This window comes from Paracoccus sp. KKT209 (assembly GCF_055635455.1).
Map to the genome: position 1 here is coordinate 65,085 of NZ_JBVMWB010000002.1, position 15,871 is coordinate 80,955.

Annotated in this window: 11 protein-coding genes and 1 pseudogene; 9 read left to right on the top strand and 3 right to left on the bottom strand. The window is 62.8% G+C overall.

Annotated features, from left to right (window positions below; genetic code table 11):
- Positions 1-92: 92 nt before the first annotated feature.
- The gene (locus ACZ2G3_RS16440; RefSeq protein WP_470399526.1) at positions 93-683 is read right to left on the bottom strand and encodes a LysE family translocator; all 591 of its coding nucleotides are present in this window, start codon (positions 681-683) and stop codon (positions 93-95) included.
- Between the two features lie 657 nt (positions 684-1,340).
- Between ACZ2G3_RS16440 and ACZ2G3_RS16445 the strand changes: the two genes are divergently transcribed.
- The 4 genes from ACZ2G3_RS16445 to ACZ2G3_RS16460 all read left to right on the top strand — a co-directional run bounded on the left by ACZ2G3_RS16445 (position 1,341) and on the right by ACZ2G3_RS16460 (position 6,564).
- Positions 1,341-3,617 carry a chemotaxis protein CheB gene (locus tag ACZ2G3_RS16445; protein ID WP_470399528.1) on the top strand — a complete coding sequence of 759 codons (2,277 nt, stop codon included), beginning with the start codon at positions 1,341-1,343 and terminating at the stop codon, positions 3,615-3,617.
- Positions 3,618-4,826 (top strand): HWE histidine kinase domain-containing protein, encoded by a 1,209-nt coding sequence (locus ACZ2G3_RS16450; protein WP_470399530.1) that lies wholly within the window; start codon positions 3,618-3,620, stop codon positions 4,824-4,826.
- Between the two features lie 2 nt (positions 4,827-4,828).
- Entirely contained in the window at positions 4,829-5,209 is a 381-nt protein-coding gene (locus tag ACZ2G3_RS16455; protein ID WP_470399531.1) for a response regulator, read from the top strand.
- A gap of 425 nt (positions 5,210-5,634) precedes the next feature.
- Positions 5,635-6,564: a CAP domain-containing protein gene (locus ACZ2G3_RS16460; protein WP_470399533.1), complete on the top strand. Its 930-nt coding sequence runs from the start codon at positions 5,635-5,637 to the stop codon at positions 6,562-6,564.
- Positions 6,565-7,001: 437 nt separating this feature from the next.
- On the opposite strand, the gene ACZ2G3_RS16465 is transcribed toward ACZ2G3_RS16460, so the two are convergent.
- Together ACZ2G3_RS16465 and ACZ2G3_RS16470 are read right to left on the bottom strand one after the other, a co-directional pair.
- Positions 7,002-8,450 carry a Rieske 2Fe-2S domain-containing protein gene (locus ACZ2G3_RS16465; protein ID WP_470399535.1) on the bottom strand — a complete coding sequence of 483 codons (1,449 nt, stop codon included), beginning with the start codon at positions 8,448-8,450 and terminating at the stop codon, positions 7,002-7,004.
- A 353-nt stretch (positions 8,451-8,803) separates the two neighbouring features.
- A complete protein-coding gene (locus ACZ2G3_RS16470) occupies positions 8,804-9,961 on the bottom strand; it encodes an MBL fold metallo-hydrolase (protein ID WP_470399537.1) in 1,158 nt (385 codons plus the stop codon).
- A 975-nt stretch (positions 9,962-10,936) separates the two neighbouring features.
- Here ACZ2G3_RS16470 and ACZ2G3_RS16475 point away from each other — a divergent pair.
- The 5 genes and pseudogenes from ACZ2G3_RS16475 to ACZ2G3_RS16495 all read left to right on the top strand — a co-directional run bounded on the left by ACZ2G3_RS16475 (position 10,937) and on the right by ACZ2G3_RS16495 (position 15,773).
- Positions 10,937-11,617, top strand: a complete 681-nt coding sequence (locus tag ACZ2G3_RS16475) for a hypothetical protein (RefSeq protein ID WP_470399539.1) — start codon at positions 10,937-10,939, stop codon at positions 11,615-11,617.
- 44 nt (positions 11,618-11,661) lie between these two features.
- On the top strand, positions 11,662-11,862 hold the full coding sequence (locus ACZ2G3_RS16480) for a hypothetical protein (RefSeq protein WP_470399541.1): 201 nt from the start codon (positions 11,662-11,664) through the stop codon (positions 11,860-11,862).
- A 44-nt stretch (positions 11,863-11,906) separates the two neighbouring features.
- Positions 11,907-12,512 (top strand): LysE family translocator, encoded by a 606-nt coding sequence (locus ACZ2G3_RS16485; protein WP_470399543.1) that lies wholly within the window; start codon positions 11,907-11,909, stop codon positions 12,510-12,512.
- A 103-nt stretch (positions 12,513-12,615) separates the two neighbouring features.
- Positions 12,616-13,030, top strand: a pseudogene (locus ACZ2G3_RS16490) (IS5/IS1182 family transposase); the annotation flags it as partial.
- Between the two features lie 571 nt (positions 13,031-13,601).
- Positions 13,602-15,773, top strand: coding sequence for a calcium-binding protein (locus ACZ2G3_RS16495; protein ID WP_470399545.1), 2,172 nt, complete (start codon positions 13,602-13,604; stop codon positions 15,771-15,773).
- The last annotated feature ends 98 nt before the right edge of the window (positions 15,774-15,871 follow it).

Consider the following 15,871-nt stretch of genomic DNA (forward strand, 5'->3'; position numbering starts at 1 on the left):
GGACAACAGCGGAGGGCGTCAGGCCATCAGCCGCAGCTTTGTCCCTGCCAAGGCCTGAGGAACTGGTGTTTCGCCAGTGGAGCAGGCCGAAGTCATGCCAGAAGCGGATACATGGACGCGACCAGCAGCGCCGCCATGCTGATGTTGAAGACCCGAAGCCGTCGTGGGCTGGACAACCACTGCCGGATGATGGTCCCGAGCCATGCCCATAGGGAGATTGCCGGCAGGGAGACCACGGCGAATGCTCCCGCGACTATGGCAACCGACAGCAGCGAGCGATCCGGGGCATAGATCGTGATCGCGGAAAGGCACATGGCCCAGGCCTTGGGGTTCACCCACTGGAAGGCGGCCGCCTGCAGGAGAGACATGGGCCGCGCCTTGGCAGAACGATCCTCGATGGGCGCGGCTGTGGCAATCCTGAACGCCAGCCAAAGCAGATAGAGCACCGAGACCACCTTCAGCACAGCATTCAGGACAGGCACGGCTTCGATCAGCGCCATCAGCCCCAGGCCGACCAGCAGGGCCATCAACGACACGCCCCCCGCGATGCCCAGGATATGGGGCATCGTCCGGCGAAACCCGAAATTGGCGCCCGAGGCCATCAGCATCAGGTTGTTCGGACCCGGCGTGACGGTGGTGACGAAGGCAAAGCCGAACAAGGAGGCAAGGATGGCGGGTATCATGATCTGTCCCTCGGAGAGTCTTTTCCCTCAAGCCATACAGCTTGTGCAGCGCAATGCCTTGCCGAATGTTGATCGCAGTGGGCGAACCACACAGAAAGTGGCGGTCATGGGCACCGCTTGAAGCAAGAGGAGCAAGTGATCTGTCGCGGAACGGGTAAATCGATCTTCCGTTAGCCGCGCAGTCAGCCTGTCGCTACCGGCCTGTCTTCGGTCCCGTATTTTGAAATCTAGCAGGGCGGGTTTAGGGGCCGCCGCATTCGGATTAATCCTGAGCAGGCATGTCATGGGCTTGCTGGCTATCTCACGACGGACCCCTAGACCCTTCCAACGTTCTTCGGGGCAGCAGCCTCAAGTTTTTCGATATCAGATCATGCTGCCATCCCTTTGGCTAAGGTGGAGCCGGGAGCCATCGCATTGACGAGGTCGAAGTTAGCGTTCAGCTTGCCGAGGGGCTCTCACCAGAGACTGTGGCCTGAAGGGCCATAAGCCGTCAGGAGGGGAGCACATTGGCCGCTGTTCCAGCCTGATCGTGCGCACTGGGTTCGCGCAGCCTTGCCATGGCACGGCGGTGCTCAAGGCTTCATATATCATACCCTTCGCCATGTCCCCTCGCCATGAAGTGTGTTTGAATGCGCAAATCGCGCAGGAGACGTGGTCATGAACAGAAACATTGGCGGGCTCGGCGCGGCGAACATGGTGCCGATCTGCGCAATCGGCGCCTCGGCGGGCGGGATCGGCGCATTGCGCAGCCTGTTCCGGCAGCTGCCGGACGACCTGGGCCTCGCTTATGTCGTCATCGTCCACCTTGCACCCGAGCATCCAAGCGCCCTAGCGGAGATCCTCTCTGCCTGCACGAACATGAGCGTGCACCAGGTGACGGACACGCCCGAACTGCGCGCGAACTGCATCTTCGTCATCCCGCCCGATGGCGAGCTGGTGATCGAAGGCGACAATGTCCATGCCCGCCCCTTCACCGCGCCACGGGGTCGGCGCGCGCCGGTCGATCTTCTGTTCCGATCGGTCGCTGCCGCGCGGGGTGACGGGATGGCGGTGGTTCTGACCGGCGCGGGCTCGGACGGCTCGAACGGGGTCCGGGCCATCCACGAAGGCGGCGGCGTCGTCTTTGCGCAGGACCCGGGCGAGGCCGAGTTCAGCGCCATGCCGCAGAACACCATCGCCACGGGCATCGTCAACTTCGTCGCACCCCTCTCTCGCCTGGCCGAGCACATCACGGAGGTTGCCAGAAGCAAGGGCGCGGTGCGATCGCTGGACGAACACGGCACGGCGAACGACCTGCGGCGGATCATCGGCTTCTTGCGGGCCCGCACCGGGCACGACTTTTCCAGCTACAAGCGCGCCACGGTGATGCGCCGCGTGCTGCGTCGCATGCAGGTCTGCCGGGTGACCGATCCCTCGGATTATGCGGAACTGGTTCGCACCACGCCCGAAGAGGCGCAGGAGCTGTTCAGTGACCTGCTGATCTCGGTGACGCAGTTCTTTCGCGACGAGGCCGCCTATCAGGCCCTGGCCGAGAAGATGATCGGGCCGCTCGTCGAGGATGCGGGCGAGGATGGCCTTCGCGCCTGGTCGGCAGGCTGCGCCACCGGCGAGGAAGCCTACAGCCTGGCGATCCTGTTTCTTGAAGAGGCAGAGCGGCGCAAGCAGAGGCTGTCGATCCAGATCTTTGCCACCGACCTCGACGAAGGCGCGCTGGCGACGGCCCGGGAAGGACGTTACCCGCGCAGCATCGAGGCCGATCTGTCCGAGGAGCGTCTGGCGCGCTTCTTCATCGACGAAGGCACGCATTACTGCGTCCGCAAGGAGTTGCGGGATGTGGTGCTGTTTGCATCCCACAGCGTCCTGAAGGACCCGCCCTTCATGCGCCTCGACCTGATCGCGTGCCGGAACCTGCTGATCTATCTGGAGCGGACCCTGCAGGAGCAGCTTCTCAGCCTCTTCCATTACGGGCTGAAGCCTGACGGCGTGCTGTTTCTAGGTTCTGCCGAAACGGCGGATGCGAGCGAATTCTTCGTCACCGTGGATCGTGAAGCGCGGGTCTATCGCGCCTTGCCGCGGACCCGGCGGCACATGCCGCTGCTGCCGCGGGACGGTTCGCTGCAGATGCATGGCGCACTGGCTCCGATCGTCGATGTCCATCGCGACCGGCATCGCCCGCCGCTGGAACAACATGTCGAAGCCTTGGAAAAAGTCGCGCCGCCCAGCATCCTTGTCGATGCCAGCGGTCAGATCATCCACCTGTCGCCCGCGGCCGGGCGGTTCATCCAGCATTCCGCCGGCGCATTTTCCGCAAGGCTTTCGGACATCGCCCGACCCGAACTGCGTCTCGACCTGAAGGTGGCGCTGGACCGCGCCCTTCAATGCGGGACGGCGACGATAACCCATCCCACGCCGATCCAACTGGACGGTGACAAACGGCGCATTGCCATGCAGATTGCCGCCGTGCCGGGAGACGAGGGCATGAGGCCGCAGGCGATGGTGCTGTTTCTGGATGCAGGCCCCGTGCAGGACCAGCCCGGGGACGACATCCCGTCGGAACAGGTCCCGGATGACCAGGTGCCGCGGCTTTATGCGGAGCTGAAGTCTGCCCGCGAGGCGCTGACCACAAGCCGTGGAGAACATGAGGCGGCGATCGAGGATCTGCGGGCCGCAAACGAGGAACTGCAGTCGATCAACGAGGAATATCGCTCCACCTCGGAGGAGCTTGAGACCTCCAAGGAAGAGCTGCAGTCGATGAACGAGGAACTGCAGACGGTGAATGCCGAACTGAAGATCAAGTTGGAAAGCATCTCGACGGCACATAACGATCTTCAGAACCTGACGGCCGCCAACGAGATCGGCACGCTGTTTTTGGACACCAAGCTGCGCATCCGGATGTTCACGCCGCCGATCGGGGACCTGTTCAACGTCACCTAGATGGATGCCGGGCGCAGCATCACCGATTTCACGCATCGGCTGCGCTACGACGGCCTCGAGGACGATGCGCGCCGGGTGCTGCGCGATCTTGTGCCGCTGGAGACCGAGGTGCAGGGACAGGACGGGCGCTGCTTCATGATGCGCCTCAGACCCTACCGCACGCTCGAGGACCGGATCGACGGCGTTGTCGTGACCTTTGTCGACATCACTTCGCGCCTCAGGATCGAGCAGCAGCTGCTTGAGAGCCAGAGCCGTTACCACACGCTGTTCAACTCGATCGACGAAGGTTTCGCGGTCTTCGAGATGATCCTGTCGGAGACGGGCGAGCCCGTCGATTACCGGTTCATCGAGGTCAACGAGGCCTTCTCGCGCCAGACCGGCCTGGAGAACGCGGTCGGCCGCACGGCGCATGAGCTGGTGCCCGATCTGGAGGAACATTGGGTTGCAACCTATGGGCGCATCGCGACAGCCCGCGAGGCCGAGCGCTTCGAGGCCCCCGCGCCGTCCCTGGGGCGCTACTACGAAACCTTCGCCTTTCCGGTCGGTGCCGCGGACGAGCTCCGAGTCGGCGTGCTGTTTCGCGACATCTCGGATCGCAAGCGCGCCGAGGATCAGCACCGCATGCTGACGCACGAGTTGAGCCACAGGGTCAAGAACACGCTGGCGGTCGTCCAGGCGCTGGCACGGCAGCCCGGATCGGCCGCGCTGACGGTCGAGCAGTATCGCGACCGCTTCATCGGTCGCATCCAGGCCCTGGCGCGCGCCCATGACCAGCTGCTGGAAACGAACTGGCAGTCGGCCGACCTCGCCACCCTGGTCCGGGCCACTCTGTCCGCTTATGACCGCGACGGAACGACGGATCACGTCACGGACGGCCCGCCCATGCGCCTGTCCCCCAAGCAGGGCCTGGGCCTCGCACTGATCCTGCACGAACTGGCCACCAATGCGTCCAAATACGGTGCGCTTTCGACCGCTGACGGCAGGCTGCGGGTCAGCTGGGGCGCCTCACAGGCGGGGGCGCAGCGCCAGATCCACCTGACCTGGCAAGAGCGCGGCGGCCCGCCGGTCCCGGATGGCGCGCGCCGGGGCTTTGGAACCAAGCTGATCGAACAGGCTTGTGACTACGAGCTTGGCGGCTCCTTGGACCTGCGCTTCTCCCCCGAGGGACTGACCGCAGAGATTGCATTCCCCGCAGGTGAGGGAGACTGATGATGCCGGCCGAAACGGTTGAAAAAGTGCTGTCGGGACGCCGGCTGCTGATCGTCGAGGACGAGATGCTGCTGGCGATGGATCTGGAGCTGCTTCTGGAAGAACAGGGCTGCGAGGTCCTCAGGCCCGCCAACAGCGTCGAGCGCGCGCTCGGCCTGCTCGAAACTGAACGGCCGGATGCCGCAACGCTCGACATGAACCTCAACGGGGTCTCGTCCGCGCCGGTCGCGGCCGCCCTGCAGGAACGAAACATCCCCTTCGTTGCGGTCACGGGCTATTCGCGCCACCCTGACGAAGACGCAGCCTTCCGCGATGCGCCGATCATCAAAAAGCCTTATGATTCGCGCGAACTTGTGCAGACACTTGTTCGCCTGCTGAAATAGCTCTCTTCTGTGATCTACTCGGCGGCATTGCAACAGAAATTCCCGCTGACACCGCTCCTGCCCCCAATGGCCTCCTTGCCGTTATTCGCGAAAGAGGCGTCCATGAAAAATCCGGCCGTCCAAGCAAGGCATGGGTCAGAATTGGGCGGCCTTGATGAGACGGTGCGCGTCGTGGTCAGCAGGTATTGCCGTCGCCAAGTGGGCTAGCCAAGCCAGTGAGTGGGTGGAACCACTATCGTCGTGCAATCACTCACCTGACCCGGCGGGCTGCTGTGACGGATATTTCCGGTCTTTCCCCTCCCTGCTTCAGCCGAACCCCTAAATGCCGACCTTTAAAATCTGACAAATCATGCAACCTCACGTGATGTGAGTGATTGGTCTTGGCAGCAAGCATTTGACATGAACCCGAACCGGGAGGGACCCATATGCCACGCGACGCAGGGCTGACGCCCATCATCCTCATTGGCTTGATGGCCTCGTTGCCGGTCCTGCCCGCATTTGCGCAGGAACCCGCCAATCTGGACAAGATGCGCGATGCCGCACTGGAATTGACCAATGCCTCCCGAGACAAGGCCGGTCTGGGAAGCCTGACCCGCAGCGATGTTCTTGATGAAGCCGCTCAGACCCATGCCGCCGACATGTTGGAGCGTGACTATTACGACCATGTCACCCCCGAAAGGCAGACACCCTTCGACCGCTTTCTCTCTGCGGGAGGCAACAACTGGGCGGTCAGCGGTGAGAACATCGCGACCTGCACGGGATGTTCCACACCGCCGGATCTGCCCCGTGTCGAAGCCTTCCATGAGGGCTGGATGCAGAGCCCGGAACACCGCGACAATATCATGTCCCAAGGATTCGACAGTTTCGGGTTCGGGATCGCCGGCAAAGGCAACAACGTCTATGCTGTCCAGACATTTTCCGGCCCCGGTGAAGACGAGGGGGGCACGGGATCAGGCTTGGCCCCTGCAGAGGCGGCCGATGCGGCGGTCCAGCAGATCAACGCAGCCCGAAGCGCCAAGGACCTCGCCCCGCTCGAACAGAGTGAGGATCTGAGCGAGGTTGCCGCCCGTGTTCTGGAGCGTCTGGCACAGGATCCTGGGGCGTTGCCGCAAAACGTCTTCGATCTTCTTCCCGAGGGCGCGACCGGCTGGACCAGTCTGGCCCTTCAGTCCGCGACCGTAGGAGGGTCTGGCGCCTCGGTCGGACAGCAGGATCTTGCCGGGATCATCTCGGACTGGGGAGGTGCCGGCGGGGACCAGGTCCTTGGCGGCATGAATGCGTCGCATGTCGGCTTCGCGGCCGAGGCCGCAGGCGACGGGCGGTTGTCAGCGGTCGCCGTATTCGGCGGCCGGTAGGATCATAAGGGCGAACGCGCGTCGGCAGACCGACGGCAAAGGGGCCATGCGTTTTTCTGCATCGACGTCGCGGTCGGTTTCTTGGAGTTGCCCCCCGGGGATACACAGGAAGCCATGCAAGTCTTTACAAAGGTGGCGTCAGTCTTTGAAGCCCTTTGCAGCAAACAGCGTTGCCATCGACTGCGTCTGGAGGAACAGGCCCGCGAGGCTGCCGGTCGTCAGAAATCTTTCCCGCCGGCCTCACCGGTTGGCGGCGGCACTTCGTTATCGTCGGGAGGCCAACCAACGACCCATGCTTCGGCTCAATCATCCCGGCGGGCAGATGCCTATCCCACTGCTGCCGGGCACCCGCGCTGCGGTACAGTTTTCCCGGCCAGCCACTCCGGCCACGTATGGCAGAGTCTGCCGTGGTTGCTGACTTAGCAAGTCGAGCGAGCTCAACCCTTCTCCAAAAGACGGATCTTCATTGCGCGGAAGGCGCTGCGGGCCCGTGACTCGCGCTCGTGCTCAAGCATTTGCTCGATCTGCCCGCCCAGTTCTCTCAGCCTTGCCTCTCCAAGCCGTTGAGCCTCCTTGAACATCGACTTCTCCTCGGACGAGGCATGGTGATCGACGGCCTCGTGGAGCGCGCGGAGCTGCTGTTCGAACTCCGGCGACGACGGCCCGAGGCGCAGCGCCAGTGCCAGCATGTCTGCAAGCTGCTGGTGTTCCGCATGAGCAACGGGAACATCCTCGCTGACGGGCCGTACGGCGGGATAGAAGATCACGTCCTCCACATGCTCGTGGATCTCGAGTTCGCCTGCCAAAAGCCGCATCATGTCCCGTCGTTCGGGGTCATGTGCGTCCATCGCCTCCACAGTTTCGAACAGCCGGCGAAGCAGCTGGTGATGCTCGAACAGAACCTCATCGGCCTTGCGTGACCCGGGCCGCGCTTCTGCCCTTGCCTCGGCCTCAGCATGCCCCACCGCGATGTCTTGGGGCGTCAGCGCCTCGTCGCCGGGCTCTGGCACATGCCGGATCTCGACATGGTGGTTCCTGATCCGGACATCATAACGGGGTTGAGGCGCAGTCGAGGGCCCATCAAGCACCCTGCCGCTAGCGAGGCAGTAGCGCGAGCCGTGCCAAGGGCATACAAGCCCCCCGTTCTGGACCCAGCCTTCATCAAGCGGCCCCCCCATGTGCGAGCATCGCGATCCCATGGCATGGACGCGTCCCTGATGACGCACCAGAACGACACCCACCATCGCCCGGGCCGCCTCGTCCCACAGCTCGACGCGGTATGGGCGATCCTCCCTCAACTCGGCGACGGCAAGAACCGGTTGAAAGCCCCGCGGCTCGGGAGAGCGGTCCGCCTGGTCCACGCCGACGCGCCGGCGGTAGACGAGATGCCCACCCAGATAGGCCCCTGCCATAAGGGCCAGCCAGCCCGCGCCGCTGGCAATCTGGCCAAGCCCGCGACGGCCGCGATAGCGCAGCGCAAGTGATCCGATGTTCAGACCCAAGGCCGCCGAGTTGAGCGCGGCGTGGCCGAGCCCGGTCCGCCGGTCGCGCCCATGAACCTGACGCCAGTCCGCCATCCCGGCGGCAGCGGCCGCAACGGCCCCCACCACGCCCGCTTTCAAAGCCAGGTCCGCGGCTTGGCCCACCTGCCGCCGCGGCGCAAGCCCGAGCGCTTCCGACCCGTCGAGCGCCAGCGCCATCGTCCAGGTGCCGATCGGAAAGGTCGCAAGCGCCGGATGAAGAGGATGGCCCAGCCAGGTGCCATGCAGGGCGTTCTGGATCGGCTGCGAAGCCGTGCCCGTCAATTCGAGCGCTGTGGAAACCACGTCGGCCACAGCATAGGCGGGCGCGTCCAGTTGCTCGGCGGCTTCCAGTGAGGCAGCCATACGCTCTGGCAAAGACGTCATGAGGGTTCTCCATCTGTCGGGTGTCATGTCATGCCGAAGGGCCGGGCGCGCGGCGTGGCGAAGCTGTCCCGGTCCGCCTCCAGCAGTGGCCGCGCGTGCTGAGCGATCAGCAGCAGGCGTAAGGATGATGCATGGGCCATCAGAGCGGCTTCCCGCTGCGATCCAAGGCTGCCGTCCGCGATTGGGCGGGTCCAACACTCCACATGTGCAGACAGTGAGCCCGCTCCCATGTGGGTGTTCGGCGCTGCCTCAACCCCTGCCGAATGCGGAAACCGCCTGCGCCGTAGCTGCAGCCTGCAAGATCGGTTAGAAGTTGCAGGCTGCCCGATGGGTTACGTGCGGTCATTCAGGTATCGGCTGCAGGCAGGCAGTCCTCTGGATGAAAAGTCAGAAGCAAGTTCTTCCAAGCAGGTGCAAACATCCGGTCCTTGCAGCGCCGGGCCATGGCCTGAGACGACGATCTGCGGCCTCAGATCGGCCAAGCGCTGCACCGAATGATGCGCTGCCTGCCAGTCGGGGGTGAAATAGGCAGGCGGCCCGTGAAGGCGCCCTTGCGGGAACAGCGCGCGCAGCATGGACTCCTGTTGGGTCGTGACAATGGCATCGCCCGCGACCAGAGTTCGGCTACCTTCATTCCAGAACGAGACATGGCCTGGCGTATGTCCGGGCGTGTGAATCCACTGCCATGCCTCAAGCCCCGGGATGCGACCATCCGCGGGCAATTCGCGGAGATGGGCCGAGACATCGATCGGCCCGCGGGGGAACAGCCAGGACAGTTCCGCCATCGCCCCTCCGCCCACTTCGGGAGCTGCGGGCGCATAACTCTGCTGTCCGGTCAGGTAGGGATGTTCAGCGGGATGGGCGTAAATCGGCGCGTCCCATCCCCTAGCCAGAAGCTGCAGCGCGCCGACATGGTCGAAATGCCCATGTGTCAGAAGTATGGCAGCAGGTCGCGCCCGACCAAAGCGCTTGCGCGCCGCATCGCGAATGGCAGCTGCGGATCCTGCAAGGCCGGCATCAACCAGGAACCACTCTCTGTCACCGGCGCCTTCGGCACCAATGAAGGCGACGTTGACGATACCGCAGCGAAGATAGGCAACCTCTGCGCCAAGGCGCCTGGAGGAATGAACGCCCTCTTTAGGTACCCCGACTCCAGGAGGGCCCGGAGGCGACGACACGGCTGCCACGGCCAGAGAAAAAGCGCCGTAGCTGCGAAGAACGTTGCGTTCCACAAGGCGCTCCGCGCTCCGCGCCAATGCCAGACATGCGGCCCCCTGGGCAGCATCCAGCAGGCGATGCGCGTGCATCGGGATGGGACGCCCTGCGCCCAGAGAATCGCTGTAGCGTGTGGCGAGGGAGTAGCCTGCCACGGCCATGCCGACGATGCCCAGAGGACCTTGAATGGGAGTGCGCCTTGCAGCTGCGGCGTTCAGCAACAGTGCGGCAGCCGAAACAGCATCCAGCGCGGCATGCAGTCTGGGGGGTAGCATTGCGGTTCTCCTTCATTACCGGCACCGGTGATCACCACATCGCAGAGATTGCCTCTGGCACAGCCGTGATCCTGCAGGGCCGTGGGCTTCTTCGGCGTGATGCAGGTGCTGCAACCAGCGGTCGCCGCGATTGTTCCGGACCAGCGTCGGACAGGGAAGCTGGAGCTGTCGGTCTTTCGCGGCGAGCCTTCCGCCTGCTTCACGGGCTTTGGCTGGAAGGCATTTGGGCTTGGGAAACCGAGGGGAGGATGCCGTCCAACGGGGTGAAAGCGCGTTTTGGCCTGCCGGAGGGAATGGCTCGCAGCCGGCCATGGCAACTTCGGCCTCGTCTAGAAGAGCGTCCTGACCACTGAGGCGCGATGGCTGTTCCCGCGTCCGACGGTCGACAGCGCATCACGGAACGTGTCAGCCTAGGAAGCAGCGCTGGCAGACCTGCAAGGCAGTGCACATCAGGATGATCGGAAGGCTGGCCTTCTCTGCACCGATGAAAGCGTCGTTCATCAGGGGATCTTCATTGCGAAGAACGCAACTGCCTGCTCGGTAGGATGGGAGTTTGCAGAGGCATTGCTGCCCAATGCTCCATCTCCTGGATCATCGGCTCGGTTGCCAAGGCCCCAGAGACGTCAGCCGGAGTAGTTGAACCGGCGCAGGCCCGGTCACAGCAACTGGGCCAAAACGCGGTTGGCCGCCAAGCCTGCCACACGCGTGGTCAGGAACTAGGCGCTGATCCCGCATTTCCTTGCGCGTCGCGTTACGTGTCGCTCGCCGCGTCCTGCCGGTCCGGCGGCTGTGACGCAGCCAGGCCGCCGACATTCACGGGCCGCTCACGCCGCGCTCATGCTCGGATGGCACAGTCTGAGTCGCGGTCGTGCAGGGCGCCCGGCCGAGGGTGCAGCGATGCCCTGGAACACCGTCATCGCAGAAGGCACCCCTCCTATCGCCGCTGGCGGTACGTGAACGTTCGGGAGACGCGACATGGCGAGTGAAAAAGCAGACGGCGCCGCTGTGGTTGTCCTTCGGCCGCGATCCCGATCCGTGATCGCAGGGCTGCAAAGCCGCATGAAAGGCCCGGGCGGCTACTACAACCTGGGCAACATCATCGCCTTCTCCGTCGCGGCGTTGCAGGCCATCGTCGCCGGTGGCGCAGCTTCCGGAGCGGGCGGATCAATGTTGATGTCGCTTAAGGAGTATCTTGTCGGAAGCCCATCAGCCTCCGCCATAACCCTTGCCATGCTGATCTTCTTCATGAGCGGCGAGGCCTATTACAGGGCTTGGCGCGAGCCAACGCACCCGAGCCCGAACCTCGTCCGCCTTGGGGACGCTCTTTCCGCGGTGGCGGCGCTCGCTTTGTCTGCGTCCTTGGTCCTGATCGGCAACACAGCGCTTGGGCTGGCGTCTTCCGCCCTCCTTGTCGGCGGAAAGCTGGGCAGCGCATCGCGGCCCGATGCCAGCTGGATCCTGTGCCTGAAGGGGGTGCCAGAGTTCGATCCGTTTCGCGCCGCGGTCGTGCTGAGCCGCCTGCCCGCCCTTCTTGCCATTGCGGCGGCTCTTTCGGCTGCGGAAGCTGCGCCCGCGATCCTGGTCCAACAACTGACCCTGCTGGTCTGCTACGCGCTGTGGCTGCGGGCTGATCTGATGCTGTTTCGCGCCCGCTGACAAAGCGGCCGCGGTGTTGTTCATCCCTGTCCGGAGAGGGTCCAATGCTGGAACTCATCATCATCGCCTGCCTCAACGGGCAGTGCCGCGAATTCTCAAACCTCTACAGCGCCGACGATGTCTCGCTCCTGACCTGCATGATGTCAGGCCAGACCGAGGTCGCCCGGTGGCACGCGTCCCATGGCGAATGGCAGGTCCAGCGGTGGCGCTGCGATCTCGCGCCTAGGCGGGAGGTGCGCCTCTAGGTCTGCCACGCCGACTGCAGCCGAAAGAATGTCCGGAGGATACTGTGGAGATCCTGTCCTACGCCACCGCCCTTGCTCTCGTCGCCGCCGCGCCGGGTCCGATCGTCGCGATCCTGCTGGCACGCGCGCTTGCCGGCCAGCAGCGCGCCGCGGCCCTGTTCGCGGGTGGCGTGATCCTTGGCAAACTTGCGACTCTGGTTGCCGTGATGAGCGGCCTTTTCCTCTGGCTCGGCAATCCCCTCGCAGTCATCCTGATCGCGAAGGCTGCCGTTGCCGGCTACCTCGGCGTCATGGTCCTGCGGCTCTGGCGACGTGCTGATGGACGATTGGCTCTGGCCGGACCTCGGGAAGCATCTTCATGGGCCGCGGATCTGGCCGCTGGCGTGGCTGCGGGAATGGCCAGCCCGCTCAGCTTGCTGTTCTTTGTCACGCTCTTCTCCGCAGGGAGCGTCCAACAGCAGGACGGATGGCCACCCATGCTGATAATCGCCTTGGTCACGGTGGTCGCGCCCGGTGCCGTGTTCGGCGCCTATGTGATGCTTGCCTGCCGGATGCAGCGCCTGCTGGTTCGGGCAGACTTTGCGCGCCGCTTTCAGCGCGCCATGGCCGTGCTGCTGGGTTGCACCACCCTCTGGCTGCTCGCGGGATAGGTGCCAAAGCCGGATGCGGCGACCGCAAGCAGAGTGCTAGGTCGATGTTTTCCTGTCTGAAGCTGTTCATGCCCGGTCCCGAAGCAGGCCCGGCCATCTCAAGCGTGGTCGCCTGATCGGGCGCACCAAAGATGGCATGAACACCACGCTGCACGCGCTCTGCGACGGCTACAGCCGGCCGATCAGATTGTTCGTGAGCACCGGTCAGGTAGCGACATCGGCCCGAACGCGTTGCTCGAGCAGCTTGCCTGATGTCGACTGGCCGCTCGGAGACCGAGGCCATGACGCCAACTGGTTCGGAGGCCCATTGGAAGATAAAGGCAGAGATGCCTGCAGCCTTTCGCCGAAAGCAGCGCAAGGCCACTGTGACTCACGACACGTGCCGCTGCAGACCCCGCAATCGCCTCGAGATCATGTTTGGCAGGCCTTAAGCACTGAAAGACGTATCGCCATACGCGATGGCAGATGTCCCCTATGTGTTTCTGTCAGCGACCGCCTTCGCCGCAGTCGTCATTTAATGCTGTGAGGTAAGAACTTGGGCACCTGACACCCCTCACAATGTGCCTCTTCAGACTGTCTTTTTAGCTAGGTATTCTCCTAAGAGGAATAAATACCTTGCACAAATAAATCGCCATACTTTAGGCAGAATATGTGTTTGCAGAGGTTATAACTATGGTGAGCTATCTTGCGGGCCCCTTCGTCGGTGTCTTAGTGGCAGCTTCCGCTCAAGCAGGTTGCAGGGGTTCGTCCCATTTCAGGACAATGCTGCGGGGTCAACCCGAACAGCATTTTTGCGACAACATCCAGTAACGGCAGTTGCACTACCGAGGCGGTTCGGGATATATATCCGGTACATATAAAATAGCCCAACTGATAGAAACCGCCATAACTTCGGATCTTTCGCCTGAAGGCGCGACGCTCAAAAGCTGATTTCGAAACGTGCAGGACTGACGTATAAGCTCAGTATGGCGACGATATGTCTAGGAACTAATAGTCAGGCGGGCCGAAAATCTATGACGCAACTGCGCCTCGGATTTACAGATTAGAGATCATTAGTTAAAAATCTAAATAGAGAAGGTATTTTTTTAAATGTCCTTGATCGATATTGTCAGGCTCGACGAAAATCCCCATGAAACGGTGAACGGTATCCGCCACGACACGACCTCGCGTGGGGTCGACCTGGATGGCGCTAAAATTACGGCATCATATGCTGACGGCACCACTGAAATCCTGACATGGCGTGCATTGGACACATATACTTTTGGTGCAGCGAGCGGAACGGATATCGCCATGTCCTTCGGCTCTGACTGGCACGAGCTATCCACGACCAAAACTCTGGCTTCGCTCCAGATCAATTTGCAGCCGGCCAACTCTGTATTCGATACGACTCTGGATGGGGATGATTATCCGGCCGGGAATTCTACACCCACCTCATTGATTGGCTACCCCTTCAAGCTGGCTCCCGAATATGAGGAAGCCATCGGCGACTTGACCGTGACATATTCAGGGATCGTGAATCTGACGGGATCTCTACCTGCAGGTGACCTTTATACTGTCATGGTTGTTGATTTCTCGAAGCTTCCTGAGGGTGGCCTTCTTGGCGATCTCAGATGGAACTCTGACATCGACACAATGAGGGATGCAGGGGACTTGGTGTCATCCAGCCAAGGCGATGACACCCTGATGGGCGGAGCCGGTGATGACATCCTCGATGGGGGCCAGGGCACGGATACGGCCGATTATCTGAGGTCGCAGGACGGCGTCCGGGTCGACCTATCGATGACCGGTGCCCAATGGGTCAGCGACTCCCAAGGCAACGACACCTTGATCAACATCGAGAACCTGACGGGCAGCCGCTTCAACGACATCCTGACGGGCTCGATCGGCGCAAATCTCCTGGCCGGCGACGAGGGCGATGACCTGCTCAACGGCCTGGCAGGCAACGATACACTGCTGGGCGGTACTGGTGACGATACCCTTTATGGCAACCTGGACGACGATCTGTTGGAGGGTGGCGAAGGTCATGACCGGATGCATGGTGAGGCGGGCAATGATCAGCTTTTCGGCAGTGCCGGGAACGACACCCTCGTCGGCGGTTCTGGAAATGACACCCTGGATGGCGGGAGCGGAATCGATTGGATCTCGTTCAGGGGCGCGAGCCTGGCGGCAAGGGTTGATCTGTCCGTGACCGATCCCCAGGACACCGGCCAGGGTTACGACGTGATCCGGGAGATCGAGAACATTCATGGTGGGACAGGCGATGACACCCTGCTGGGCAGCGCTCAGGACAATCTGATCAGAGGCGGAACCGGGGCGGACAACATCCAGGGTCGGCAGGGTTCGGACCTGCTGGAGGGCAATGCCGGAAATGACACCCTAATCGGGGGCCTTGGGAACGACACCCTGGACGGCGGGAACGGGATAGACTGGGTTTCGTTCAGGGGTGCGAGCCGGGCAGCAAGGGTCGATCTGGCCAAGACGGATCCGCAGGCCACTGGCCATGGTTTCGATGTGATCCGGAGCATCGAGAACATTCAGGGTGGGACAGGTGACGACATCCTGCTGGGCAGCGGGCAGGCCAACCTGATCCGAGGTGGAACCGGGGCGGACAACATCCAGGGTCGGCGAGGGTCGGACCTGCTGGAAGGCCATGCCGGGAATGACACCCTTATCGGGGGCCTAGGGAACGACACGCTGGATGGCGGGACCGGAATGGACTGGGTCTCGTTCAGGGGCGCGAGCCGGGCGGTTAGGGTCGATCTGGCCATGACCGATCCGCAGGCCACTGGCCATGGCTTCGATGTGATCCGGAACATCGAGAACATCCAGGGTGGGGCAGGCAATGACGTCCTGCTGGGCAATGCCCGGTCCAACCTGATCCGAGGTGGAGCCGGGGCGGACAACATCCAAGGTCGGCGAGGGTCGGACCTGCTGGAAGGCAATGCCGGGAATGATACCCTCATCGGGAGTAGTGGGAACGACACGCTGGACGGCGGGACCGGAGCTGACCGGCTGAAAGGTGGCTCAGACAGCGATACCTTCGTCTTCAGACACGGATATGATCGCGATGTCATCCTGGACTTTCAGGACAATATCGACACGATCCGGCTTCTCGACTTCGGAGTTGAGACCTTTGCGCAGGCAAGTACCTATGCCGCGCCAAGCGGAGCCAATGTTGTCTTCGATTTCGGAGATGGCGATATCCTGACAATCCGCAACACGACGATCAGCGCGCTCGGCAACGACCTGCTCTTCGAGTGATCCTATGGGCCTGCCGCTCGAAGCAGCAGGCCCGTGTTCGGCGGTCCAAGACCGGAATATGCATAGTGATGGATGCGACCTGCTCCGAGGCCCGAACG